Origin of the sequence: Cellvibrio sp. (assembly GCF_046347455.1) — a bacterium.
Classification (GTDB): Bacteria; Pseudomonadota; Gammaproteobacteria; order Pseudomonadales; family Cellvibrionaceae; genus Cellvibrio.
Window position 1 is genome coordinate 20,825 of the sequence record NZ_JAXMGC010000003.1, and the last position, 24,680, is coordinate 45,504.

The 24,680-nt window shown below is 46.6% G+C and carries 25 protein-coding genes and 1 riboswitch; of the genes, 22 read left to right on the top strand and 3 right to left on the bottom strand.

Going from position 1 to position 24,680, the window contains the following annotated elements:
- The first annotated feature begins 183 nt into the window (after nt 1-183).
- The 21 genes from trmJ (at nt 184) to U1F02_RS06665 (ending at nt 21,273) form a co-directional block, all read left to right on the top strand.
- The gene (gene trmJ / locus U1F02_RS06565; RefSeq protein ID WP_409989574.1) at nt 184-1,017 is read left to right on the top strand and encodes a tRNA (cytosine(32)/uridine(32)-2'-O)-methyltransferase TrmJ; all 834 of its coding nucleotides are present in this window, start codon (nt 184-186) and stop codon (nt 1,015-1,017) included.
- Between the two features lie 139 nt (nt 1,018-1,156).
- Nucleotides 1,157-1,645 carry a Fe-S cluster assembly transcriptional regulator IscR gene (iscR, locus tag U1F02_RS06570; RefSeq protein WP_409989575.1) on the top strand — a complete coding sequence of 163 codons (489 nt, stop codon included), beginning with the start codon at nt 1,157-1,159 and terminating at the stop codon, nt 1,643-1,645.
- Nucleotides 1,646-1,677: 32 nt separating this feature from the next.
- Nucleotides 1,678-2,880, top strand: coding sequence for an aminotransferase class V-fold PLP-dependent enzyme (locus tag U1F02_RS06575; RefSeq protein ID WP_409989576.1), 1,203 nt, complete (start codon nt 1,678-1,680; stop codon nt 2,878-2,880).
- Nucleotides 2,881-2,889: 9 nt separating this feature from the next.
- Nucleotides 2,890-4,326 carry a Fe-S cluster assembly protein SufB gene (gene sufB, locus U1F02_RS06580; RefSeq protein WP_409989577.1) on the top strand — a complete coding sequence of 479 codons (1,437 nt, stop codon included), beginning with the start codon at nt 2,890-2,892 and terminating at the stop codon, nt 4,324-4,326.
- A 312-nt stretch (nt 4,327-4,638) separates the two neighbouring features.
- Nucleotides 4,639-5,424, top strand: coding sequence for a Fe-S cluster assembly ATPase SufC (gene sufC / locus U1F02_RS06585; protein ID WP_409989578.1), 786 nt, complete (start codon nt 4,639-4,641; stop codon nt 5,422-5,424).
- A gap of 3 nt (nt 5,425-5,427) precedes the next feature.
- Nucleotides 5,428-6,729: a Fe-S cluster assembly protein SufD gene (gene sufD / locus U1F02_RS06590; RefSeq protein ID WP_409989579.1), complete on the top strand. Its 1,302-nt coding sequence runs from the start codon at nt 5,428-5,430 to the stop codon at nt 6,727-6,729.
- Complete coding sequence (locus U1F02_RS06595) at nt 6,726-7,967, top strand: SufS family cysteine desulfurase (RefSeq protein ID WP_409989580.1); 1,242 nt, start codon at nt 6,726-6,728, stop codon at nt 7,965-7,967. The genes sufD and U1F02_RS06595 overlap by 4 nt, the downstream gene beginning before the upstream one ends.
- A gap of 36 nt (nt 7,968-8,003) precedes the next feature.
- Nucleotides 8,004-8,366, top strand: coding sequence for an iron-sulfur cluster assembly accessory protein (locus U1F02_RS06600; protein ID WP_409989581.1), 363 nt, complete (start codon nt 8,004-8,006; stop codon nt 8,364-8,366).
- A gap of 60 nt (nt 8,367-8,426) precedes the next feature.
- Nucleotides 8,427-8,963: a putative Fe-S cluster assembly protein SufT gene (gene sufT, locus U1F02_RS06605; RefSeq protein WP_409989582.1), complete on the top strand. Its 537-nt coding sequence runs from the start codon at nt 8,427-8,429 to the stop codon at nt 8,961-8,963.
- A 56-nt stretch (nt 8,964-9,019) separates the two neighbouring features.
- A complete protein-coding gene (locus tag U1F02_RS06610) occupies nt 9,020-9,439 on the top strand; it encodes a SufE family protein (protein ID WP_409989583.1) in 420 nt (139 codons plus the stop codon).
- A gap of 129 nt (nt 9,440-9,568) precedes the next feature.
- Complete coding sequence (gene ndk / locus U1F02_RS06615; RefSeq protein WP_409989584.1) at nt 9,569-9,994, top strand: nucleoside-diphosphate kinase; 426 nt, start codon at nt 9,569-9,571, stop codon at nt 9,992-9,994.
- Nucleotides 9,995-10,018: 24 nt separating this feature from the next.
- Nucleotides 10,019-11,215, top strand: a complete 1,197-nt coding sequence (gene rlmN, locus U1F02_RS06620) for a 23S rRNA (adenine(2503)-C(2))-methyltransferase RlmN (RefSeq protein ID WP_409989585.1) — start codon at nt 10,019-10,021, stop codon at nt 11,213-11,215.
- Between the two features lie 37 nt (nt 11,216-11,252).
- The gene (pilW, locus tag U1F02_RS06625; protein ID WP_409989586.1) at nt 11,253-12,044 is read left to right on the top strand and encodes a type IV pilus biogenesis/stability protein PilW; all 792 of its coding nucleotides are present in this window, start codon (nt 11,253-11,255) and stop codon (nt 12,042-12,044) included.
- 10 nt (nt 12,045-12,054) lie between these two features.
- Nucleotides 12,055-13,005, top strand: coding sequence for a helix-turn-helix domain-containing protein (locus U1F02_RS06630; RefSeq protein ID WP_409989587.1), 951 nt, complete (start codon nt 12,055-12,057; stop codon nt 13,003-13,005).
- A gap of 23 nt (nt 13,006-13,028) precedes the next feature.
- Nucleotides 13,029-14,153, top strand: coding sequence for a flavodoxin-dependent (E)-4-hydroxy-3-methylbut-2-enyl-diphosphate synthase (gene ispG, locus U1F02_RS06635; protein WP_409989588.1), 1,125 nt, complete (start codon nt 13,029-13,031; stop codon nt 14,151-14,153).
- A 24-nt stretch (nt 14,154-14,177) separates the two neighbouring features.
- Complete coding sequence (gene hisS / locus U1F02_RS06640) at nt 14,178-15,449, top strand: histidine--tRNA ligase (RefSeq protein WP_409989589.1); 1,272 nt, start codon at nt 14,178-14,180, stop codon at nt 15,447-15,449.
- A gap of 35 nt (nt 15,450-15,484) precedes the next feature.
- Complete coding sequence (locus tag U1F02_RS06645) at nt 15,485-16,189, top strand: YfgM family protein (RefSeq protein ID WP_409989590.1); 705 nt, start codon at nt 15,485-15,487, stop codon at nt 16,187-16,189.
- Nucleotides 16,186-17,397, top strand: coding sequence for an outer membrane protein assembly factor BamB (bamB, locus tag U1F02_RS06650; protein ID WP_409989591.1), 1,212 nt, complete (start codon nt 16,186-16,188; stop codon nt 17,395-17,397). The genes U1F02_RS06645 and bamB overlap by 4 nt, the downstream gene beginning before the upstream one ends.
- Nucleotides 17,398-17,548: 151 nt before the next feature.
- Nucleotides 17,549-18,943, top strand: a complete 1,395-nt coding sequence (gene der, locus U1F02_RS06655) for a ribosome biogenesis GTPase Der (RefSeq protein WP_409989592.1) — start codon at nt 17,549-17,551, stop codon at nt 18,941-18,943.
- 66 nt (nt 18,944-19,009) lie between these two features.
- Entirely contained in the window at nt 19,010-19,903 is an 894-nt protein-coding gene (locus U1F02_RS06660; protein WP_409989593.1) for an AEC family transporter, read from the top strand.
- A 20-nt stretch (nt 19,904-19,923) separates the two neighbouring features.
- Complete coding sequence (locus tag U1F02_RS06665) at nt 19,924-21,273, top strand: HD-GYP domain-containing protein (RefSeq protein ID WP_409989594.1); 1,350 nt, start codon at nt 19,924-19,926, stop codon at nt 21,271-21,273.
- A 14-nt stretch (nt 21,274-21,287) separates the two neighbouring features.
- On the opposite strand, the gene U1F02_RS06670 is transcribed toward U1F02_RS06665, so the two are convergent.
- Genes U1F02_RS06670 through thiO form a run of 3 tightly spaced genes read right to left on the bottom strand, consistent with a single transcriptional unit; the run spans nt 21,288 to nt 23,416 of the window.
- On the bottom strand, nt 21,288-22,094 hold the full coding sequence (locus U1F02_RS06670; protein ID WP_409989595.1) for a thiazole synthase: 807 nt from the start codon (nt 22,092-22,094) through the stop codon (nt 21,288-21,290).
- A 2-nt stretch (nt 22,095-22,096) separates the two neighbouring features.
- Complete coding sequence (gene thiS, locus U1F02_RS06675; RefSeq protein WP_409989596.1) at nt 22,097-22,300, bottom strand: sulfur carrier protein ThiS; 204 nt, start codon at nt 22,298-22,300, stop codon at nt 22,097-22,099.
- An 18-nt stretch (nt 22,301-22,318) separates the two neighbouring features.
- A complete protein-coding gene (gene thiO, locus U1F02_RS06680; protein ID WP_409989597.1) occupies nt 22,319-23,416 on the bottom strand; it encodes a glycine oxidase ThiO in 1,098 nt (365 codons plus the stop codon).
- A gap of 53 nt (nt 23,417-23,469) precedes the next feature.
- A riboswitch (TPP riboswitch) is annotated at nt 23,470-23,596 on the bottom strand.
- A gap of 115 nt (nt 23,597-23,711) precedes the next feature.
- On the opposite strand from thiO, the gene U1F02_RS06685 reads away from it, so the two are divergent.
- Entirely contained in the window at nt 23,712-24,680 is a 969-nt protein-coding gene (locus U1F02_RS06685; protein ID WP_409989598.1) for an ABC transporter substrate-binding protein, read from the top strand.

Consider the following 24,680-nt stretch of genomic DNA (forward strand, 5'->3'; position numbering starts at 1 on the left):
ATAACCAAGCACACATTAATTTTGGATGGAGTATGTTTTTGGATTTTAACGGGTCCGTAAATTCAGGTTGCCTGATAAACCGGCTTGCTAGGGAGATAAATAGATCGGGCTACACCTCCGCGGGCAATTTGTTACACTGCGCGCCCTTTGTATTGCCATTCACGCATTTTTGAGATTCCTATCATGTCGACAAATAACTTCGCCAATATCCGTATTGTTCTGGTTGGTACCACCCACCCCGGGAATATCGGCGGGGCTGCTCGCGCCATGAAGAACATGGGGCTGTCGCGTCTATATTTAGTGGCCCCAAAAGAGTATCCGTCCGATAAGGCGGTTTGGCGTTCTGCTGGGGCGACCGATGTTCTGGATAGTGCTGTCGTTGTGGAAACCTTGGACGAAGCTATCGGGGGCTGTTCGTTGGTTGTGGGCACCAGTGCCCGCGAACGTCGCATCCCTTGGCCGTTGCTTGATCCGCGCGAATGTGGTGAAAGCGTTTGGGTAGAAGCCGGTCACCACGAAGTGGCGATCGTATTTGGCCGTGAGGATCGCGGCTTAACAAATGAAGAGCTGCATAAATGCAACTACCACGTTCATATTCCTGCTAACGAAGAGTATTCGTCGTTGAACCTTGCCACTGCCGTACAGGTTATCTGCTACGAGGTGCGCATGGCCTTCTTGAAGGCAATAGAGGGTAAAACCCTGCCCGGGCACACCTGGGATATGCCGCCTGCAGACTCAAGTGCAGTGGAAAATTATTACGAGCATCTTGAGCAAACCCTTGCCGAACTTGGCTTCCTCGATCCGGAAAATCCCAAACAAACCATGACTCGCTTGCGCCGCATGTATAACCGCGTGCGTATGGATCAAATGGAGCTGAATATCCTTCGGGGTGTGCTGACTGCTATGCAGAATTATGTTTACTACACCAACAAGGTGGTAGGGAAGCTCGGCATTTCTTCCGGCATCGATGCATTACGTGAGGCTGCCAAGGCCGAAGATAAGCCTTCAAACAGCTAAGAAGGTCGCCTCCAACGGGCAAGATTGGGGCGTTTTTATAAATGCCCCTACTGGCTGTAGTGTTAAAAACTTGGAAAACCACTTAATAGTTGAGTAAAATGCTAGGTTATAGCTTTGCCCATCCTCAACAGGTTTTCTTATGCGACTTACCACCAAAGGACGTTATGCGGTTACCGCCATGCTGGATTTGGCCCTGCATACTCAGCAAGGGCCCGTAAGTTTGGCGGATATTTCTGCGCGTCAGGGGATATCCCTGTCGTATTTGGAGCAGCTTTTCGCCCGTTTGCGTCAATGTAACTTGGTGCAAAGTGTTCGCGGCCCAGGTGGTGGCTACCGTCTGTTGGGTAACACGGCGGATATTTCTGTGGCTCAAGTAGTAGATGCAGTGAGCGAATCGCTGGATGCCACCCGTTGTGAAGGTAAGGGTAACTGCCATGAGGGCGAGGTTTGTCTTACCCATCATTTGTGGGAAAACCTGAGCGAACAAATTCACCAGTTTTTAAGCGGCATTAGTCTGGCTGATTTGGTGGCTCGCGCGGATATTCAAGCGGTGCGCGAGCGGCAGGATTTACGCTTGCAACAGCAAGGCAAGCCTGAGAATCACATCGCTCTCAGCGAAATTTTATAGTCTGTTTTTACGATTCAACCCCGAGACATAGCGTGACTTTTAACCCTGCACCCGCTTCTTTCCGTAAACCGGTCTACTTGGATTACGCGGCAACCACGCCTGTAGCGCCCCAAGTGGCGGCTAAAATGGCGGAATGCTTAAGACTAGAGGGCAACTTTGCCAATCCGGCTTCGCGTTCTCATTTGTTTGGTTGGCAGGCAGAAGAAGCAGTAGAAGATGCCCGCGCTCAGGTTGCGGATTTGATTGGCGCAGATACGCGCGAAATTGTGTGGACCAGCGGTGCCACCGAAGCCAATAACCTTGCACTAAAAGGTGCTGCGGAAACTTATCGCACTTCACATCAAACCGGCGGTCACATCCTTGTATCGGCTATTGAACACAAAGCAGTCTTAGATCCAGTCGGTTGGCTAGAGTCGCAAGGTTTTGCGGTCACCTACTTGTCACCCAATAAGGATGGCTTGATAGAACCCGCTGTAGTAGAAGCTGCTTTGCGTGATGACACTTTTATTGTGAGCATTATGCAGGTCAACAATGAGTTGGGTTGCATTAACGATATCAAAGCGATTGCAGCGGTGTGTAAGCCGCGGGGTATTTTAGTTCACAGCGATGCGGCGCAAAGCGCAGGCAAGATCGCACTTAATGTTAAAGACTTGGGTGTAGATTTGCTGTCGCTGTCTGCCCATAAGTTCTACGGCCCTAAAGGCGTAGGCGCGCTCTACGTGCGCCGTGCGGGCGATGTAAAAATCGCCGCGCAAATCCATGGTGGTGGCCACGAGCGCAATATGCGTTCCGGTACTTTGGCAACCCATCAATGCGTTGGTATGGGTGAAGCTGCTGCCCTGGCTCAAGTTAATCTGGAAACGGATGCCCAGCGTATTTCAGAGCTGCGAAATTTGCTGTGGAACGGCATTGCCGATTTGCCGAATGTTCAACGCAACGGCTCCAGCACCAAATGTGTGAGCGGAATTTTGAATGTGGCGTTTGCGACAGACGCAAACCAAGGTTATGACGGCGAAGCGCTTCTGCTTTCGCTGCGCGATCTGGCGGTGTCGAGTGGTTCCGCGTGCAACTCCGCCAGCATGTCGCCGAGCTACGTACTCAAAGCGATTGGTCTGAGTGATGCCCAAGCACAAGCCTCGCTGCGTTTTAGCCTCGGGCGCTACACCACGCGCGAAGAAATTGAATTTGCGATTGAACACATTCGTAGTGTTATCGCCAAGCTGCAAAAAGCTTAAGGTAAAAACATGTCTGAACAAGTTGAACATCTCATCAAGAAAGAATATGCCGCTGGTTTTACCACGGACATTGTTTCTGAAACCTTGCCTCCCGGTTTAAATGAAGATGTTATTCGTTTTATTTCCGCCAAGAAAAATGAACCAGAATGGTTGCTCGAATGGCGATTAAAAGCCTATCAAGCCTGGTTGGAAATGACCGAGCCGGAATGGGCGCATGTGAAATATGACGATATAGATTTTCAGGCGGTTTCTTACTATTCCGCACCAAAGTCTATGGACGAAAAACCCAAAAGCTTGGATGAAGTTGATCCAGAGTTGCTGAAAACCTACGAAAAACTTGGTATTCCGTTGCACGAGCAAGCGGCGCTAGCTGGTGTGGCAATGGATGTGGTTTTCGATTCGGTCTCTGTTGTAACCACCTTCCGTGAAAAATTGCTCGAAGCTGGTGTTATTTTCTGTTCCATTAGCGAAGCGGTTCATAAATATCCCGAGCTGGTAAAAAAATATATCGGCTCAGTGGTGCCGCAAAAAGACAATTACTACGCTGCGTTAAACTCTGCTGTGTTTTCTGATGGTTCATTTGTTTACATTCCAAAAGGTGTGCGTTGCCCCATGGAGTTGTCGACTTACTTCCGCATCAACGAACAAAACACCGGCCAATTCGAGCGCACTTTAATTGTTGCCGACGAAGGCTCACATGTGAGTTACCTTGAAGGTTGTACCGCGCCCATGCGCGATGAAAATCAATTGCATGCCGCTGTTGTGGAATTAATTGCGCTCGATAACGCCGAAATTAAATACTCCACCGTACAAAACTGGTACCCCGGCAACGAAGAAGGCAAGGGCGGTATTTACAACTTTGTAACCAAGCGCGGTGTATGCCACACCAATGCGAAAATTTCATGGACGCAAGTTGAAACAGGTTCAGCAGTGACTTGGAAATATCCCAGCTGCATTTTGCGTGGCGATAACAGCGTGGGCGAATTTTATTCCGTAGCGCTTACCAACAATTATCAGCAAGCCGACACCGGCACCAAGATGATTCACATTGGTAAAAATACTCGCTCAACGATTATTTCTAAAGGTATCTCGGCTGGTAAAAGCTCAAACGCCTATCGTGGTTTAGTGCGTATGAATCCCGGCGCAGAAGGTGCACGTAATTACACCCAGTGTGATTCGCTATTAATTGGCGATAAATGCGGTGCGCATACTTTCCCCTATATCGAAAGTAAAAACCCAACCGCCGTTATCGAACACGAAGCCACAACGTCAAAAGTCAGCGACGATCAATTGTTCCTCTGCCAACAACGCGGACTCGACGCCGAAAAAGCGGTGTCCATGATCGTCAATGGTTTCTGCCGCGAAGTGTTTAAAGAATTACCCATGGAATTTGCGGTTGAAGCTGGCAAATTGTTAGAAGTAAGTTTGGAAGGTTCTGTCGGGTAAATTTTTATTGTCCGCCAACATCTCATGCGAGCTCCCCGAGCATTGGAGAAAAGTTGGTGTAAAACAAACAGGATGTTTGTTTTAGTGACTACGCGACGAGGATGTCGCGTCGGAACGACAGCAAGTTTTCGAAACGCGCAGGATCAGGAGTGAGATGAGTCGCCTTTCTTTTGGTTCCTTTTCTTTGGCGAAGCAAAGAAAAGGAACTCGCCAAGAGGCGAAAAAGATCTTGTAAATATGACATTGAAAAGCAAGAGCTGGAAAGCCGGCCCCGTAGATCCCCGCTGCGCGTGGATGACGACTCCCCGCTAAATGAAATTGATTGAACATTATCGGATTAAAAACTTTATGTTACGTATTGAAAACCTGTTCGCCAAAGTAGAAGAAAAAGACATTCTCAAAGGTCTGAATCTCACCATCAATCCTGGTGAAGTTCACGCCATTATGGGACCAAACGGCGCAGGTAAAAGCACCTTGGGTAATGTATTGTCTGGTCGCGAAGGTTACGAAGTTACTGGTGGCTCTGTTGAGTTCAATGGCAAAGATTTATTCGAATTGGACATTGAAGAGCGCGCTCGTGAAGGTTTGTTTTTAGCCTTCCAATACCCGGTGGAAATTCCCGGTGTCAGCAACATGGAATTTTTAAAAGCTTCGGTAGATGCAAAGCGTAAACATCAAGGTCAGCCAGAATTAACGGCTGTTGAATTTATGAAGCTCGCCCGCGAAACCAGCAAGCGAGTCAGCCTTGATGCAGCATTTTTAAAGCGCGGCGTAAACGAAGGTTTTTCCGGCGGCGAAAAGAAGCGTAACGAAATTATGCAAATGATGTTGCTTGAACCCAAGCTTTGTATTCTCGATGAAACCGATTCGGGTCTGGACATCGACGCCTTGCAAGTTGTTGCAAATGGCGTAAATGAAATGCGTTCACCTGATCGTAGCTTTATCGTAGTAACTCACTACCAGCGTCTTCTTGATTACATAGTGCCAGACTTTGTTCACGTGCTCGCCAACGGCCGCATTGTAAAAACTGGCGGAAAAGAATTGGCGCTGGAGTTGGAGCAAAAAGGTTATGCATGGCTTGAAGAAGAGGCTGTGTAATTGATGAGCGATTTTCAGCAACAGGCCTTAAAACTCGCCGCGCAACAACAAAGCCCTGCGTGGTTGGCTGATATTCGTGCGCGAGCAGCAAATGACTGGAGTAACGTGGTTTGGCCAACGCGCAAAACAGAACATTGGAAATACACTCCGCTTGCGTCGCTGCAAAAAAATATTCCTAGCACATGGTCCGCTCAGTCAAGTTCGCCGTTGAACGAATCGCAGATGATTTCCGTTGATGCCACACGTTTAGTGTTTATCAATGGTGTGTTTGATCCAGCGAGTTCAAGCGAGCTACCTTCGGAGGTTGTGCGTTTTTCACAAGCAAGTTCTGCACAACAAGAGGTGATTGCACAACATCTCGGAAAAGTCGTTGAAGGTGGTCAGCATCTGTTTGCAACCTTGAATAGTGCTTGGTTGAATGACGGCATTCTGGTGCATGTTTCGCGTAATCAAGTGCTCGCTAAACCGATTTATGTGGTACAGGTTTCTACGGCGGAATCCCAAACTGTTTCAGTTAACCAGCGTGTGCTAGTGGTGTTGGAAGAGTCAGCACAAGCAGAAATTATTGAGCACTATATTTCAACTTCCGACGTACAAAACAGTTTTGTTAACGCTCTCACCGAGATTGTGGTTGGCGATAATGCGAACTTACAGCATTACCGTTTGAATTTAGAAGAAGAAAATATTCAACACATAGGCGCAGTGCACGTAAACTTGCAGCGCAACGCGCGGTTACGTGCATTTACCTTGGCCTTAGGCAGCAAATTAAAACGTATTGATTATCAGATTAATCACCGAGGGAAGGGGGCTGAGTTAAATCTTCAAGGTGTTTATTTGCCGCGTAATAACCAAATGGTGGATTACCACAGCAATGTGCAGCACTGGGTTCCGAATTGCACAACCAGCGAAGTTTTCCGCGGTATTATTGGTGATTCAGCTCAAGCGATTTTTAACGGTCGTATTTATATCCATCAAGATGCGCAAAAAACGCTGGCGGAACTGAGCAACAAAAATTTGCTCACATCTGCAAAAGCAGAAATCAATACCAAACCAGAATTGGAAATTTACGCGGACGATGTTAAATGTGCCCACGGGGCAACGGTGAGTCAGTTAAATGCAACTGCACTTTACTATTTACAAAGCCGTGGCGTTTCCCGCACTGAAGCAGAAGTGATGATGAGTTTTGGCTTTATCAATGAACTGCTGGAACAAATTTCAGAACCTGCAGTGCACGATTATCTGTTCCCCCGTTTGGCTGAACTATTTGGTCGCGATCAAACCTTGTTAAGCATGGCGGATGAATGATGGTAGGTGCTGTTGTGAAAGCATTTGATGTTGAAAAGATTCGTGCGGATTTTCCCATTCTGCATCAAGAAGTGAATGGGCAACCGCTGGTGTATCTCGACAACGCTGCCACTACCCAAAAGCCCAACGCTGTGATTGATGCAATCAGCGATTATTATTGCAATGACAACAGTAATGTTCACCGCGGTGCTCACGCGTTGGCAGATCGAGCGACGGTTAAATTCGAAGCGGCTCGAACAAAGGTTGCTGAATTTATTAATGCGCCGGACGCAAAACAAGTCATCTGGACGCGTGGTACAACGGAAAGTATTAATTTGGTTGCGGCGAGCTGGGGGCGAGCGAATTTAAAAGAAGGCGACCGAATTTTGGTCTCCGCAATGGAACACCATTCCAACATTGTGCCTTGGCAATTAATTGCGTTGGAAACAGGCGCAAGTGTCGAAGCGATTCCCGTTGATGTCACGGGCACTATTGATATGCAGGCGTTTGCCTCCATGTTAGATGAACGGGTAAAGATGGTTTCCGTTGGTCATGTTTCCAATGCCATGGGCAGTATCAACCCTGTTGAAGAAATTATCGCTTCAGCACACGCGCAGGGTGCAAAAGTGTTGATTGATGGTGCGCAGGCAGTGAGTCATTGGGCAGTAGATGTCCAGCGGCTGGATTGCGATTTTTATGTTTTCTCTGCGCACAAATTGTTTGGCCCAACAGGTTTGGGTGTGCTCTATGGCAAGCGCGATATTCTGGAATCCATGCCACCCTATCAAGGTGGTGGTGAAATGATTGAAACCGTGAGTTTTGCGGGCACAACGTTCAATCAATTGCCCTACAAGTTTGAGGCGGGTACGCCGGATATCGCGGGCGTAATAGGATTTGGCGCGGCGATAGATTATTTGAATCAGCTAGATCGCGCCGCTGCTGCTGCCCATGAGCAAGCCTTACTCGTTTATGCTGAAGAAAAGGCGCGAGCGACTGATGGAATCGAATTAATCGGAACCTCAGAGCGTAAAACGAGTGTCATGAGTTTTATGTTGCGCGGTGCACATCCTGCAGATGTTGGTGTCTTATTGGATAAGCAGGGCGTCGCTGTGCGCACGGGCAATCATTGTGCGCAACCGATTATGGATCAGTTCGGCATTCCCGGAACCGTGCGCGCAAGTTTTAGTTTTTACAATACCTTTGACGAAGTAGACCGTCTGTTTGCGGCTATCGAAAAAGCGAAGATGTTTTTGTTGTAGTGCCCGGTATCTTGCCGGTACGTTGAGAGGTGCACCATGAGTGTTGAAACATTTAATCCACAGCTAGATTCAGTGTTTGTTACTGATGCAGCGGCCGCCCATTTCAGGCGCGAGCTTGCCAAAAATGCCGATGCAAAAGCCGTTCGCCTCAGTGTAAAGCAAAGCGGTTGTACGGGTTGGATGTATGTTGTCGATTTGGTGCCCGAAGGCAAAGTGGAAGATTTGCGTATTACCCTAGGTGACGGTGCAGAGCTGTTAGTTGACCCGGCTGCTTTACCGGTTGTAAGCGGCACTGAAATTGATTACGTGACCGAGGGTGTAAATCGCCAGCTCAAATTCAATAACCCGCGTGTAAAAGATTACTGCGGTTGCGGCGAAAGCTTTAGCGTCGCTAGTTAAGTTAAACCCCTCCCTGCCTCCCCCTTTGAAAAGGGGGAGGGGTAATGATTGAGACTTGTTATGTCTGAAAGACGTATGGTTGTTGCGCTCGCCGATTGCCCCGCGCGCCGAGTTCCCGATGGAACGCCTATTACAATTCCGCAAGATACCTTCGTAACCATTACCCAAGCTTTGGGTGGCAACTACACCGTGACCTACCACGGCCAAATGGTTCGTGTAGACGGTACTGACGCGGACAAGTTGGGGCTTGAGGCTGAGTTAATCAGCTTTCCCGAACCCGTCGATGACCAAATTATTGAGTCTCAGGTGTGGCAAGCCTTGGGTAGCGTCTATGATCCGGAAATTCCTGTTGATTTGGTAAATCTCGGGCTGATTTACGGTGTTAAGGTTAACCAAGCAACCAAGCATGTGGATATTCAAATGACCCTTACCGCGCCCGCCTGCGGTATGGGCCCGGTGTTGGTTGGCGATGTCGAATATCGCGTCCGCAAGGTTCCCAACGTGAAGTCAGTTAAAGTTGAACTCGTATTCGATCCGCCTTGGGCCCGCCATATGATGAGCGAAGAAGCCCAACTCGAAACAGGTATGTTTTTCTAGCCGCTGTGGGCATAATGCCGCGCTCCGCGAAGCCCACCTGTCAACCGGATATTCCCATGACCCAATTTGGTATAGATGTTAGCGCCGAAGATATAGTCGATACGCTCGGTTTTTTTGATTCCTGGGAAGACAGGTACAAGTACATTATCGATTTGGGTAAAGAATTACCGCCCATGCCGGAGTCATTCCGGACTGACGAAAACATAGTGCGCGGTTGCCAAAGTCAGGTTTGGCTGGTTCATCAAGTGCGTGATAACCGTCTCTATTTCGAGGCTGATAGCGATGCCTTTATCGTAAAAGGCCTGCTAGGCGTGGTTTTGGCAGCCTACAACGGTAAGACTGCCGATGAGATCAAAGCCTTCGATATAGAGGCTTATTTCACCAGTCTGGACCTTATGCAGCACCTGAGCTCAACCCGGGGGAACGGGCTAAAAGCAATGGTGAAACGTATTCAAGATACCGCTGCAAGTCTTTAATAATCTGCGATTTTTTCCCTTTTGGTGCATATAAAATCCGGCCAAACCCGCGTATAATCGCGGGTTTTGTATTTATGGGCCGCTGGGCAAATTGCCCCGAGCCGTTTTTTGCTAATTCGGGAGACACACATGGCAGTTGAACAAACCCTATCCATTGTTAAGCCAGATGCCGTTAGCCGCAATCTGATCGGTGAAATCGTGGGTCGTTTTGAGAAGGCTGGCCTGAAAATCGTTGCGCAACGCATGTTGCAACTGAGCCGTGCTCAAGCTGAAGGGTTTTATGCAGAACACAAAGGGCGCCCATTTTTTGAAGGCTTGGTTGAGTTCATGATTTCGGGGCCCGTTGTGGTTCAAGTGCTCTCTGGTGAGAACGCTATTTTGGCAAACCGTGAGTTAATGGGAGCTACCAATCCGGCCAACGCCGCACCGGGAACCATTCGCGCCGATTTCGCGGAGGCAACCGATCGCAACTGTGTACACGGTTCAGATTCACCCACGTCAGCTGCGCGCGAGATTGCTTACTTCTTTGCGTCTAGCGACATCATCCTTCGTTAATTTTTTGTTTTTCCAGGAATTACCATGAGCGAGCAATCCACCCCAACTTCTGATGCCGCACAGAACACCGTTGCCGGTACTACCGAGGTTGCAAGCAGCTCAACCAAGGTAAATTTGCTGGGTTTATCAGAAGCAAAATTAATCGAATTCTTTGCCACTTTGGGCGAACCAAAATTTCGCGCTGTGCAAGTTTTAAAGTGGATTCATCAACTGGGTGCTGACAACTTTGAAGACATGACGAACGTGAGCAAAAGCTTGCGCGCAAAATTAAGTGCTGTTGCTGAAATCCGCCCACCGGAAGTTGTTAAACAATTGGATTCTGCTGATGGTACACGTAAATTTTTGATTCGTGTGTCGGGCAATAATGTTGTTGAAACGGTTTTTATCCCGGACGGTGATCGCGGAACCTTGTGTGTTTCTTCACAAGTGGGTTGTTCTTTGGATTGCAGCTTTTGCGCAACCGGTAAGCAGGGTTTCAATCGCGATTTAACTGCCGCAGAAATTATTGGCCAAGTGTGGATTGCTGCAAAATCTTTTGGTCAGCTAACCATGAATGGTCCGCGCACAGTTACCAATGTCGTTATGATGGGGATGGGCGAACCTCTATTGAATTTCGATAACGTTGTCGATTCAATGAATTTGATGATGCATGACAATGCTTATGGTTTATCGAAGCGTCGCGTTACCTTGAGTACATCTGGCGTTGTTCCGCAGCTAGATCGCTTAAGTCAGTTCACTGATGCATGTCTCGCTATTTCTTTGCATGCACCAAACGATGAATTGCGTAATGAATTGGTGCCTATCAACCGCAAATATCCAATTGCAATGTTGTTAGATTCTGCAACTCGTTACATCCAATCAATGCCAGATACGCATCGCAAAATTACCATTGAATATACCTTGATTGATCAAGTTAATGATCGTCCACATCACGCCCATGAATTGGCTGAACTTTTGCGCGATGTACCAGTCAAGATCAACTTAATTCCATTCAATCCTTTCAATTTGTCGAACTACAAACGCGCTAGCAATAACGCCATTCGCAAGTTCCAAGAAATTTTAATGGAAGCAGGTTACATCACTACCGTGCGCACAACCCGTGGTGACGATATTGATGCGGCCTGTGGCCAACTTGCGGGTAGCGTTAACGATATTACAAAACGTAGTGAGCGCCACAGAGCGCGTTTTGATGAAGCTCAACCAATAAGAATTCTTAACTAAGCTGGACGGCGTTTTTTAATACTTTCGGAGTAACACAATGCAGAATAATAAGTTGTTGTTAAGTTTCAAAAGTGTATTGATTTTCGTGTTGGCAAGTACGTTATTACTTGGTTGTGTTTCAGAGCAAGTCTCAGGTACAGAAAAAAAAGCTCCACAAGATAAGGGCAAAGCCTTGGATCTGCACGTCCAAATGGCTTTGGGTTATGTTGAAAAAGGTAATCGTGAGTCTGCACGACATCACCTTGCAAAAGCGTTTGAAATTGATAGGGAGTCAGCCGCAGCAACCAATGCGATGGCGATGCTGTATCAATTGGAAGGCGAGTTACCGCTAGCAGAAGAGCAATTTAAGTTAGCTATAAAGCGCGACAAAAAATTAACGGTCGCACACAACAATTACGGTATTTTCTTGTTTAATCAAAAACGTTATCAAGAGGCATTTGCACAGTTTGAGGTGGCATCAGCAGATTTGGGTTACGTTAATCGCTCGCAAGCGCTCACCAATTTGGGGCGAGCAGCTTTGAAACTTAACAACAAAGCCCGTGCTCAATCTGCGTTCGAACACGCTTGTATTTTGGACCGTAAAAATGCAGATGCATTTATCGAGTTGGCAGATATTAATTTGCAAAATCAGGAATACGCCGACGCCAAGCGAAATTTAGATATGTTTGTGTTCCTTGCTAATCACACACCGCGTAGTTTGATGTTGGGCATCCAGTTGGAAAAGGTGTTTGGTAACAAAGATAAAGAGGCAAGCTTGGCGCTTATTTTGAAAAACAATTTCCCATATTCCAAAGAATATTTGGAATATAAGCAGAAGAATTTTAACTGAGGTTCCTCTTATGGTTGATGAGGGGATTGATTCCGGTTCCGCTGTAGAAAATGCGCAGCCCAAAAAAGAATCGCCGGGAGAAATGTTGTTGCAAGCACGCATCAAAGCGGGCTTAACTCAGGAACAGGTTGCAAAAGATTTGTATATGACGGTCTACAAGGTTAAGGCCTTGGAAACTGACGATTACAAACGCCTAAATTCAGATACCTTTGCGCGTGGATACATTCGTGCTTACGCAAACTTGGTAAAGCTAGATGTTGTTGCAGTCTTGGCTGCGTATGACAAATTAATGGAAGAACTTAGGCCGCAACCGGTTGTGTTACAAAAGGCGGCATCGCAGAAAGAACCGGGTCATCGTGGTGCGTGGCATTTTTTAGCGATAATCGCGGCATTTTTTCTCGGGCTTTGGATTATTTCGGTTTGGTTCTTTGATAACCACAGTGATACGCAATACGTTGTAGCGTCGGATCGTATTTCGTCGCTTCCGATGTCTGAAAAAGCGAAAATTGTTTTACCTGCACCTGCTTCGGCAGTTGCTTCTAGCTCTTCAAATTTGGGCGTGTCATCGATAGCCATGTCGGAAGCGGCCACAACCGAGGCTACTTCTAGCAGTGCTGCGAGTTCTGCAGCTTCTTCGCTTGAAACAAACGCAACAATTTCTGCTGAGTCTGCGAGCAGTCTTGTTGAGCAAAGCAGTTCATTAAGCAGCAAGAAAGCTGGGTTGGACGAGCTTAATCTTTCATTTCGCGCAGAGTCATGGATAGAAGTGAGTGACTCTCGTGGAGATGTTTTAGCAACAGAACTGCAATCCGCTGGTAGCAAGCTTAAGTTAGTGGGTATGGCTCCTTTTGATGTGAAGTTGGGGAATGCTCCTGCTGTAGATGTGCAGTTGAACGGTAAGAAAATTGAAGTGATTCCTTTAATGGGGTCCAACGTTTTGATAATGAGGATCGGTAATTAGCCCGATCTTGTCAGGATAAATTTATGCATTGTGAATCACCTATCAAACGTCGCAAGTCGCGCCAAATTATGGTTGGAAATGTGCCCGTCGGTGGCGATGCGCCCATATCTGTGCAGAGCATGACAAACACTGAAACAACCGATGTGGCTGCAACTGTTGAGCAAATTTTGCGTATTCAAGCAGCAGGCGCGGACATTGTTCGTGTGTCAGTTCCCTCTATGGATGCTGCCGAAGCATTTGGTCAGATTCGCAAGCAAGTGAATATTCCGCTCGTGGCGGATATTCATTTTGATTACAAAATCGCGCTTCGCGTTGCAGATTTGGGTGTAGATTGTTTACGCATTAACCCCGGCAACATAGGTCGTGAAGATCGTGTGCGTGCAGTAGTAGATAAAGCGCGTGATCTTAATATCCCTATTCGCATCGGCGTTAACGCGGGCTCGTTGGAAAAAGACCTGCAAAAAAAATACGGTGAGCCAACCCCCGACGCATTAGTTGAATCAGCTTTACGTCACGTGGAAATTTTAGATGCGCTCAATTTCCATAATTTCAAAGTCAGCGTAAAAGCGTCTGATGTATTTATGGCGGTAGCGGCTTACCGCAAGCTTGCCACGCAAATTGAACAGCCTTTGCATTTGGGAATTACAGAGGCGGGCGTGCTTCGTGCGGGAACAGTTAAATCTGCTGTGGGTCTAGGTGCGTTGTTGATGGATGGGATCGGCGACACAATTCGTATTTCATTAGCTGCTGATCCTGTTGAAGAAATTAAAGTGGGTTGGGATTTGCTGCGCAGTTTGAGATTGCGCAGCAAGGGTGTGAACTTTATTGCCTGTCCAAGTTGCTCTCGCCAAAATTTTGATGTTATCAAAACCATGAATGAACTAGAGGCGAGAGTAGAGGATATTACAACGCCTATTGATGTGGCCGTTATTGGTTGTTTGGTGAATGGTCCGGGTGAGGCGAAAGAAGCTGATCTCGGTCTAACCGGTGGTACACCTAGTAACTTGGTTTATATTGACGGTGAGCCAAACCACAAAATTGGCAACGAAAGCTTGGTGGATAATTTGGAAAAACTTATTCGCGCAAGAGCTGAGAGAAAAGCCATTCAAATGGCGGAAGATGAAAAGAATATTATCGCTCGCGCGTAAGCGGGCTGAGATTGGAAAATTATTTTGAAAAAGATTCAAGCTATTCGCGGAATGAATGATCTACTGCCAGGCGATTCGGCGGTTTGGCAATACGTTGAAAATACAATTACTCAGATTCTGCAGCGCTATGCTTATCAAGAAATTCGTTTTCCCATTATGGAATCAACGGATTTATTTAAGCGCTCTATCGGTGAAGTGACCGATATCGTTGAAAAAGAAATGTACACTTTTGATGACCGCAATGGCGACAGCCTCACCCTGCGTCCAGAGGGTACTGCGTGTTGTGTTCGTGCCTGTGAAGAACACGGATTGCTGTACAACCAAACTCAACGTTTATGGTACATGGGTCCCATGTTTCGTCATGAACGTCCACAAAAAGGTCGGTATCGTCAATTTCACCAAGTGGGCGTTGAAGCTTTTGGCATGGAAGGGCCGGACATTGACGCTGAAATTTTATTATTAAGTGCTCGCATTCTTCGTGAACTTGGCGCAGCAGATTTTGTCACACTGCAAATTAATTCGATTGGTGATTCGGCGTCGCGTAGTGCTTATAAGACAGCGCTTGTTGCGCATCTTGAATCGCATAAAGATAAATTGGACGAGGACAGTCAGCGCCGTTTAACAACAAATCCCATGCGTATTCTCGACAGTAAAGATGCTAATACACAAGTGCTTCTAAACGATGCGCCTGTTTTGTGGGACTATCTGGACGAAGCTTCGCGTGTACATTTTGAGCAGCTTAAAGCGCTTCTGGATGCGGCAGGTCTTAAGTACGAAGTGAACCAGCGCCTTGTTCGCGGTTTGGATTATTACGGCAAAACAGCGTTTGAATGGGTAACCGATAAATTAGGCGCTCAAAGCACAGTGTGTGGCGGTGGGCGTTACGATGGTTTAGTTGAGCAGTTGGGCGGTCGATCTACACCCGCTGTTGGTTTTGGTATGGGGTTAGAGCGCCTTGTGCTTTTGCTTCAGGAAATTCAAGCCATACCCGCAAACATAAGCCAAATTGCTGACGTTTATCTGGTTGCGGTTGGTGATGTGCAGAAAGAGGCATTGCAATTGGCGGAACGTATTCGTAGCGAAATACCCGCACTGCGTGTCATTAATAACTGCGGTGGTGGCAATTTTAAAAATCAGTTGAAAAAAGCTGACAAAAGCACGGCTAAGTTGGCCTTGATTTTAGGTGAAGATGAAGTCGCCAAATCAGTTGTAGCTGTTAAGTTCCTGCGTGAAGAGCAACCTCAGCAAATTATTTCTAGCAGTGATCTAATTAGTTTTTTAAAAAATCTTGTATAAATTTTAATTTAGATGTGAATCATTAGGAGTTCATTGTGAGCGTACACTTAACCGAAGAAGAACAATTAGAAGTACTAAAGCGCTGGTGGAAAGATTACGGCAAAACAGTGATCACCGGGATTGTAGCGGCTGTCGTGGTTTATTTTGCTTGGACAACTTGGCAAGAAAAACAACACAGTAAGGCTGAATCAGCATCCGTACAATATGATGAGCTGATTAAAATTTTAAACGTTGAACAAGGTAAAACACTTACTGATGCAGACAAGGCAAACGCCGAGCATATTGCTAACGAATTGAAAGAAAAAAATGGCAAAAGCTTGTATGCACAGGGCGCCGCTTTTTATCTCGCCAAAGCTGCAGTTGATGCAGGCAACTTAGATAAAGCCGTCACTGAATTACGATGGATTCTTGCTGGCAAACCTGATCTCGCAACAGCCCAATTGGCTCACGCGCGTTTGGCTCGCGTTTACGTTGCTAAAGGTTCTTACCCCGAAGCTCTCGCGCAACTATCAGAAGAACCAAGCAAGGCTTTCGCGTCTGAATATTCAGAAGTTCGTGGTGATATTTTGAAAGCTCAGGGTGATAAAGCCGCTGCTGCAACTGCTTACAAAAAAGCGCTGGAAACAACAGATCCACAACATCAAGAGCGCGCTATGGTTCTTCAAATGAAGATTGATGAATTAAAAACTGCTGAGGCGGCCCCTGCTGCTGCACCAGCCACTCAGGAGAAAGCACAATGAGGCACTTGAAATGGGGCTTATTGCTCTGTGCCCTTTTGATGTCCAGCTGTTCTTGGTTTTCTAAAAAAACAGGCCAAGAACCCATGGAATTGTCCGGCTTTAAAGAAACCGCAAGGCTTAAGGAAGTTTGGAGTACCGATGTGGGTGCGGGCCAAGGTATAGGTCTAACCCAACTCACTCCCGCAATTGATGGCGAAAAAATTTACACGGTTGATCACGAAGGCATAGTGACTGCTTTGAATCGCCAAAAAGGCAGCAGGCTTTGGTCAAAAAATGTAACCAAAGATTTGACTGGCGTGAGTGGAAAAGTAGTTCATTTCTTTAAAGATAAAGATTTAAATCACAGCATTACCGGCGGTATCAGTTACGCGGATGGAATGCTTTACATCGGCAGCTACGCCGGTGAAGTGATTGCACTTTCTGCCGCAAATGGTAAAGAAGTTTGGCGTAAGCAAATTAAAGGCGAAATATCGTCTGTTCCGCAAAGCAATGGGCAGGTTGTTGCCGTTCAAACCATGAACGGGAAAATGTTTGTGCTCGATGCAAAATCAGGCGCCGATATGTGGTTTTTCGAAAACCCTCCACCGTTGTTGACACTGCGTGGGTCAGCCGCACCTTTGGTTTTGGATACTGCAATTTATGCCGGTTTTGCTAATGGTCGTTTAATGGCTTTTAATCCGGCCAATGGTTTGATTCTTTGGGAACAACGTATGGCATTACCCAAAGGTCGCTCTGATTTAGACCGTATGGTAGATATTCATGCGAGTCCTCTTTTAAAAGACGGTATCTTATTTGTGGGTACTTATCAGGGGCGTATAGCGGCGGTTGCTCGCGGCACCGGCGCAAGTGTGTGGGGTACTGATGGCTCGACCAGTGAAATACTTTCCGCGTCTGACGATAAGTTATTCGTGAGTCAAAGTGATGGAAGAGTTGTAGCTTATAGCTTGACCTCTGGTGAACAACTTTGGCAGAACGAAAAACTATTGCGTCGTCGTTTAGGTGGGCCGCAAGTTTTTGGTGATTATGTTGCTGTGGTCGACTTTGAAGGTTACATGCACGTGCTAAATCAATCGAACGGTGAGCTTGCAGCACGCGATCGCGTTGACCGTAAAGGGGTTCGCGCGCCTATGTTGACTGATGGTAAAACACTTTACGTTTACGGTAATGGTGGGAGCCTGATGGCGTTCACCGCCAGCGCTAAAAAATAGGCGTAAATTGTTCTTGTATTCAAACCACTTAGGGAATAACAGCCCTAAGTGGTTGATTTTTTTGTAGTGTGTTGGTTTTTGTCTAAGCTATTTCTAGGTTTGAACGACTTTAGAACACACTTCGTTAGCTCAATTAAATGATGTACTCATTATGATTCCTGTAATTGCACTTGTCGGCCGTCCCAACGTTGGAAAATCAACGCTATTTAATCGCCTCACGCGTAGCCGTGATGCGCTCGTAGCCGATTACCCCGGTCTAACGCGCGATCGAAAATACGGTGAAGGAACATTTGAAGAGCGTCGATTTATCGTTATAGATACCGGCGGTATCAGCGGTGAAGAAGAGGGCATTGATAGCATGATGGCCGGTCAGTCGCTTATGGCGATTGAAGAAGCAGATATTGTGTTGTTCATCTTAGATAGCCGCGCCGGTGTGCAACCCGCAGATCATATGATCGCAAAACACCTACGTGTGCATGGCAAAAAAACTTATCTTGTCGCCAACAAAATTGACGGAATGGATCCAGACGTTGCTCTCGCGCCTTTTTACGAATTGGGAATGGGCGAAATTTTTGCGACTACAGCAACCCATGGTCGCGGCGTAAAATCCATGATGGAAGAAGTTCTGGCAGAGGTACCAGAATTTACCGAAGGCGAAGAAGTTGAAAAAGCAAAAGGCATAAAAATGGCCGTGGTGGGGCGCCCAAACGTGGGGAAATCCACCTTGGTAAATCGCCTTTTAGGTGAAGAGCGCGTGGTTGTTTACGATCAACCTGGAACAACGCGCGATAGTATTTATATCAACTACGAACGTTTCGGAAAAAATTACACCATTATCGATACCGCAGGCGTCCGCCGTCGCAAAAACATTGACCTTATGGTAGAAAAATTTTCTATCGTAAAAACCATGCAAGCGATTAGTGATGCAAACGTTGTGGTGTTAGTGATGGATGCCAGCGAAGGTGTGGTTGAACAAGATCTACATTTGATGGGTTCAACCATTGAGGCTGGGCGCGCACTTGTTATCGCGCTAAATAAATGGGATGGTTTGGACGACTCTCACAAACAATATGTGAGAAATGAAATCGAACGTCGTTTGCGGTTTGTTGATTTTGCCAAAATACATTTTATTTCGGCATTGCACGGTACAGGTGTTGGTAATCTCTACAAATCAATTGAAGAGGCTTATCAATCTGCAACCGACAAATTCTCCACGAATTATTTAACACGAATTCTGGAAGACGCTGTGCGTGAACATCAGCCACCAATGATTCAAGGTCGTCGTATTAAATTACGCTACGCGCACCCCGGTGGGCACAATCCACCGATTGTGGTTATTCACGGCAACCAAACGGCCGACATTCCCAGTCACTACACCAAATACTTGGAAAAGACGTTTAGGCGCGTGCTGGATTTGCACGGTACACCCATTCGCATTGAATACCGTACCAGTGAAAACCCCTTCGCGGAAACGAAAAAGAAAGTCACCCAGCGTGAATTTATTAAGAAGCGTCGCCTTGAGAACGCGCACTCGCGTAAAAAGTAATCCTTTCACCGCTCGCAACTCGTGTGCGAGCTACCCATTTTCTGAGTTACGCACCCCGCGTTTTATATGAGCAATTTACTCGTCATTCTTATTTGCTTAGCCATTGGTTTGTTGCTGCAACGAAATTCCAAGCTACCCGATTCGTTTGCGCTTTCGCTTAATACCTATGTAATTTATGTTGCGCTTCCTGCGCTTATATTGTTCGAAATTCCTCATCTCACCTTGGATTCTCGTGCACTTTTACCGGTGGCGTTTGCTTGGGTGATGATGTTTGCAAGCGCTGTATTTATTTGGTTTGTAGCCAAGCGAGCTGGGTGGTCGCGTCAGGTTACAGGGGCCTTAATGTTGACAGTCCCTCTAGGTAATACCGGTTTTTTGGGGATTCCACTGATAGAGGCTTTCCTTGGTAATGAAGCAGTTCCTTACGCAATCCTCTATGACCAGTTCGGTACTTTTATCGCACTAAATACCTGGGGAAGCTTTGCCGCAGCCTACTACAGCGGCGGCGTGGCCTCGGGCAAAAAGCTTGTAAAAACCATTGTTAGCTTCCCGCCGTTTATTGCGCTCGTACTTGCCTTCGTTACATTTCCTTTGCACTTTCCTGATGTGTTATCCAGTGTATTCGAGCGAATCTCATCTACACTTGTACCTGTCGTCATGGTTGCGGTGGGCATGCAGTGGCGATTGCGATTAGAGCGTGAGATGGTCATGCCGCTCGCGGTAGGTGTGATTACCACCTTGTTTTTAACACCGCTGTTGGCGTGGGTGCTCTTGCATCTTCTTGGTGTTAGCAATCTTGCTGCGCAAACTGTGGTGTTGGAAGCCGCTATGCCCGCCATGATTTCTGCAGGTGTATTGGCCGTTAATTATCAGCTGGCGCCGCGCTTAGCATCGAGCTTGGTGGGTTACAGTTTGTTACTGTCATTAGCGACAGTATGGGCATGGAGGCAATTTATATAATCACTAAATATGGGTGATACATGCTAAAACTCGTAACCAATAATAAAACTTACGCATACGACCCTTTATTGCCCGATGCATATTTATTGCGCGTGGCTGCAATCAGCACAAAATGCGGTGTGTTTTCCGCTGAGGACATATTCAGCGCGCAGAACGCCCTCTTGGTGAAACAAGGTGTTTTGATAACACCTGAGATTGCCGAAATTCTTCGCGTACACCGTTTAAAAAAGCCAATAGAACAATCCATTTACCTTGAGCGTGAGTTTTCAGCATCGGATTTGGAACAAGCGCTAATACAAGTTTTGCAACAAGATGATCTTTTGACAGCCTTGAATGAGCATCAAAATATTATTGAGTTAATCCAGAATTATTTCGCGTACTACGATAAATTTCCGCTGCTCAAACAAAAATTATCGGTCATGGCCTTCGCTATGCCAGATTTGTTTCTTCGCACGCTTTATTGCGCATGGTTCTCCGTTGTTATTGCAAAAGAAATGCGGTTTAGCGAAGAGGATTGCGTAGATATTTTTTTGGCGGCGTTGAGTCATGACATAGGTATGCTCCATCTTGATATTTTTGTGTTGGAGAAAAAAGGCCAGCTTACGCCAGATGATTGGTTGCATATTCAACAGCACGTATTTATAGGTGCAAGTTTGTTACGGCAAATGGACGCTATGCCTGCGGCAGTGGTGGAAGCCGTGTTTCAACATCACGAGCGTTGCGATGGTACGGGCTACCCCACTGGAGCTGTGGAAAGTGAGCTAAGTTACGCGGGAAAAATTATAGGCCTGGCAGATTCTATCATTGCTATTTACCACAATCGTTTTAAAAACCAGCACATGTCATGGCGCGAAGTCATACCCGTTATTCAAATGAACGCGCAAGCCTATTTCTACCGGCACGATGAAATCCTGGCGATCATTTGGCGCCGGAGTGAAATGCCGGTTAAAAATGTTGTGCATGGTGATGAATTACCAGAGTTCGTGGCAGAGCTTTTGCGTGAGCGGGAATACCTTTCAGCTTGGTATGAGGTATTAAAAGAAAGTTTGGTTTCTTTAGGTTTTACACACGGTGATCGTCATTTACATTCGTTGCAAAACGTAATGTTACATGTGTCTAGTTCGGTGAGTGGCTCGGGTATTTTTGATGAAGTCGTGAGTCAGTGGTTGCGTACGGCAGACTTTGTAAAAAATGAGGAGGACTACCGAAAAATCGAAAAAGCGCACGTACAACAACAGGAAATTATTTTTCACTTGCAACGACTCAATCGCATGATGCAGCTTTACATCGATTCAAACGATACAAAGCCCGCACATATCAAGGACGTTCTGATAAACGCATTAGCGCGAATTAAAGAACTTCCGCGCTAATGGGTCATCCCAAATTATTGGTGCCAAAAAGGTTGGCCGATGGTTGGTGTGCTAGGGCTAGCGGTTTGGCGTTTTTGCATGAGGCCTGCGTTGTAGGCTTTTCTGCCTGCATCAATCGCGTCTGCAAATGCTTCCGCCATTAATGGCGGGTTGTGCGCTTTTGCAACGGCGGTATTCAATAAAATTCCATCGAACCCCATTTCCATCGCTTCCGTCGCTTGCGATGGCGCGCCTAGGCCAGCATCGATAATCATAGGCACATCTTTTATGCGCTCGCGCAAGGTGCGTAGGTTGTAACGATTTAATAATCCTTGCCCGGTTCCTATAGGTGCTCCCCATGGCATTAACACTTCGCAACCCACATCTAATAAACGTTTGCACAAAATTAAATCGTCCGTGCAGTACGGCAATACTTTGAATCCTTTTTTAATGAGGATATCGGATGCCTCAACCAAACCAAAAGGATCGGGTTGCAAGTTGTAATCATCGCCGACCACTTCGAGTTTGATCCAGTCTGTTTCAAAAATTTCGCGCGACATTTCTGCAAGCGTGACCGCTTCCTTAACGGATTTACAGCCAGCTGTGTTTGGCAACAGGCGACAACCGCTTTCTTGAATAAACTGCCAAATCGCATCGCCGGAACGATCTGCGGGGTTTTGCCTACGCAAACCCAGCGTTACAATTTCCGCACGCGATTGAATAATTGAATCGCGCATTAATTGCGGTGACGCGTAAAGCGCAGTACCCAATAAAAACCGGCTGGAAAAACGTTCGCCATAAAGTGTGAAATCTTTGGCAGGTAGTGTAGGTTTAAAACTCATGGCTAGCCGCCTCCAACAGGTTTAACAATATCAATTTGATCGCCATCTTGAAGCTTGCGCTCGCTGTAGGTAGAGCGGGGGACGAACTCGCTGTTAATTGCTACCGCAATTTTTATTTCGCCAAAACCCCACTGTATAAGTGCATCGCTCAGCAAGGTATTTGCTAAGATTTGTTTGGGTTCATTGTTTAAACTAATAGTGATCATGCAGGCAAATGCTCAGGGTTATGATCTCATCAAAAGATCGTTAAAAACTTTTTCATCTTTCTTAAAAATGTGCGCCAGAATATTTTCCACAACTGCAGGTGCTAATAAGTATCCATGCCGAAATAAACCGTTCGCGGTAATCAATCCATCTTGAACTTGAACCTTGGGTAAGTTATCCATATAGGCAGGACGCAAATTAGAATCCATTTCAATAATGCGCGCTTCGGCAAATGCGGGCGACAAGGTGTAAAGAGCGCTGCTCAATTCCAGTGAAGATTGAAGCGTAACCGGTGAACGATCCTCGCTTTCAATTTGAGTGGCGCCAATAATGAAACGATGGTTTGGCTTGGGCACAATATAAAGTTGGTAGCGCGGGTGCATTAATCGCACTGGTCTGTTTAAGTGGATTTCTTTTGTTTCGACATGCAGAGTTTCGCCGCGCACACCCCGTAGCATTTTTTGCTGCGTTTTTGCGCCCAAGCCGCGGCAATCAATCACCAAATCAAAAATTTCTTCACCCGTTTCCGTGGTGATTTTATTTGCAGAAACTTCAACAGGCGTATGTTCACGAAGTTTTACACCTCTTGAGATAATGTCTGTGCCAATGGCTGCAAGCAGCTCGCGGTTATCCACGTGGCCTTCTTCGGCCAGAAATAATCCGTGGTTAAAGTGTGGATTTATGTCCGGTTCTAATTCGTGAATTTGCTGTTGATTAACTCGGTGGTAGCTCTGGCAGTGCGGAATCACAAATTTCAATTCCTGTTCGAACTGATCCAACTCGCTGAAATCTTGCTGGTGCGCAATTACCAAGCTCCCGTGCTTAAAAAAGTAGTTTTGATCGGTCCCAAGTGCTTGCAACCATTGTGGCCAGCGCTCAAGCGCAAATTGTCCCATGCAATAAACGCCCTCATCCGAGACAACGGCTTCACTCAGCGGCGCAATCATTCCGGCTGCCGTAAATGCAGCGGCGCGCGAGGTCTGCGGCTCCGTTGGTGTAAAACTGCCCGCTTCAAAGAGAGTGACTTTGCAATTCGCTTGCAGTAATTGCCACGCGAGCAATCGCCCCAAAAGCCCTGCGCCGGCAATGGCTATATGCTGTGGAGATGAAAGTGTCATTTTGCCTCGAAGATGTTGCGTTGAGGCTGAGGATGTGAAACGAGGTTGGGGAAGCCCAAAGACACCTTGTTCCCTCCGCAGGTCTCAACCTGATCAGGTTCTACGGATTGGGCCGAACCCATCTCAGCCTCCGTATGCCTCACTGATAAGTGAGCCACCAAGGCGCTCCGACAAGAAAGGTTCTTAATATACTGATTGGCAGCATCCAGCGCAATCTCGCAGATGCAAAACAAAAGGCGTATTCCTGATGCTCAGCTACACTATTGCTAGGGATATAACTCGTCGGGAGTAAATTATGAATAGATTTTTCTGGATTAGGTTAGGCATCATTATGATCGCTGTCTTTTCCGCCTCCTGCTCAAAAGCTCCCGAACCCACCGTGCTTCGTATAGGTTTTAATACATGGCCGGGCTACGAATTTATTTATTTGGCGAATGCAAAAGGGTTTTACGAAGCGCAAGGTTTGCGCGTAAAAATGGTTGAGCTAAATTCGTTGGGCGATGTGCGCCGGGCATTTGAGCGCGGGCAAATTGATATTATGGCGAGCACTATGGTGGAAACGATTGTTGCCGCGGAATCAACGCGGCAGCCAATTAGTTTATTAGCCGTTACTGATGCCTCGTTTGGTGCCGATGTGTTACTCACAAGGCGTGAAGGTGGCCTAACAGCCTTAAGTGACATAAAAGGAAAAAAGGTGGGAATGGAAGCCGCTACGGTTGATGTTTTGGTTGCCTCTGCCGCATTAAAATCCATTGGGTTAAAGTTGAGTGACGTGGATGTAGTGACCGGTGCGCAAGATGATTTGGTAGCAAAACTCGAAGCAGGAGAGTTGGATGCATTGGAAACTTACCCACCATACTCAATCAAACTTTTGGCTACCCAAAAATATAAAATTATCTTTGATACCACATCCATTCCCGGTCAAATAGTCGATACGCTCTCTGTCAAAAAAGAATTTTTACAACAGCATAAAGCCGAGTTGGATCGGTTTTTGGAAGCATACTTTCAAGCCTTTGAATATTTTGCAGCGCACAAAGAAGAATCGGCGGAAATAATGGGAAAACGTGAAGGTGTATCGGGAGCTGCATTTATAGAAGCAACCAATGAAATGCAAATTTTAGGGAGATTGGATCAGCCCGCTTATTTTGCTGGTGGAAAAGCGGAAATTGCACTCCGGTCTGCAATTGAAGCGCTGACATTGTCCCAAGTGATTAGCACGCCAATGAGCCCCAGTGATTTTTTGAGTCATTCCCCGAGTAAATGA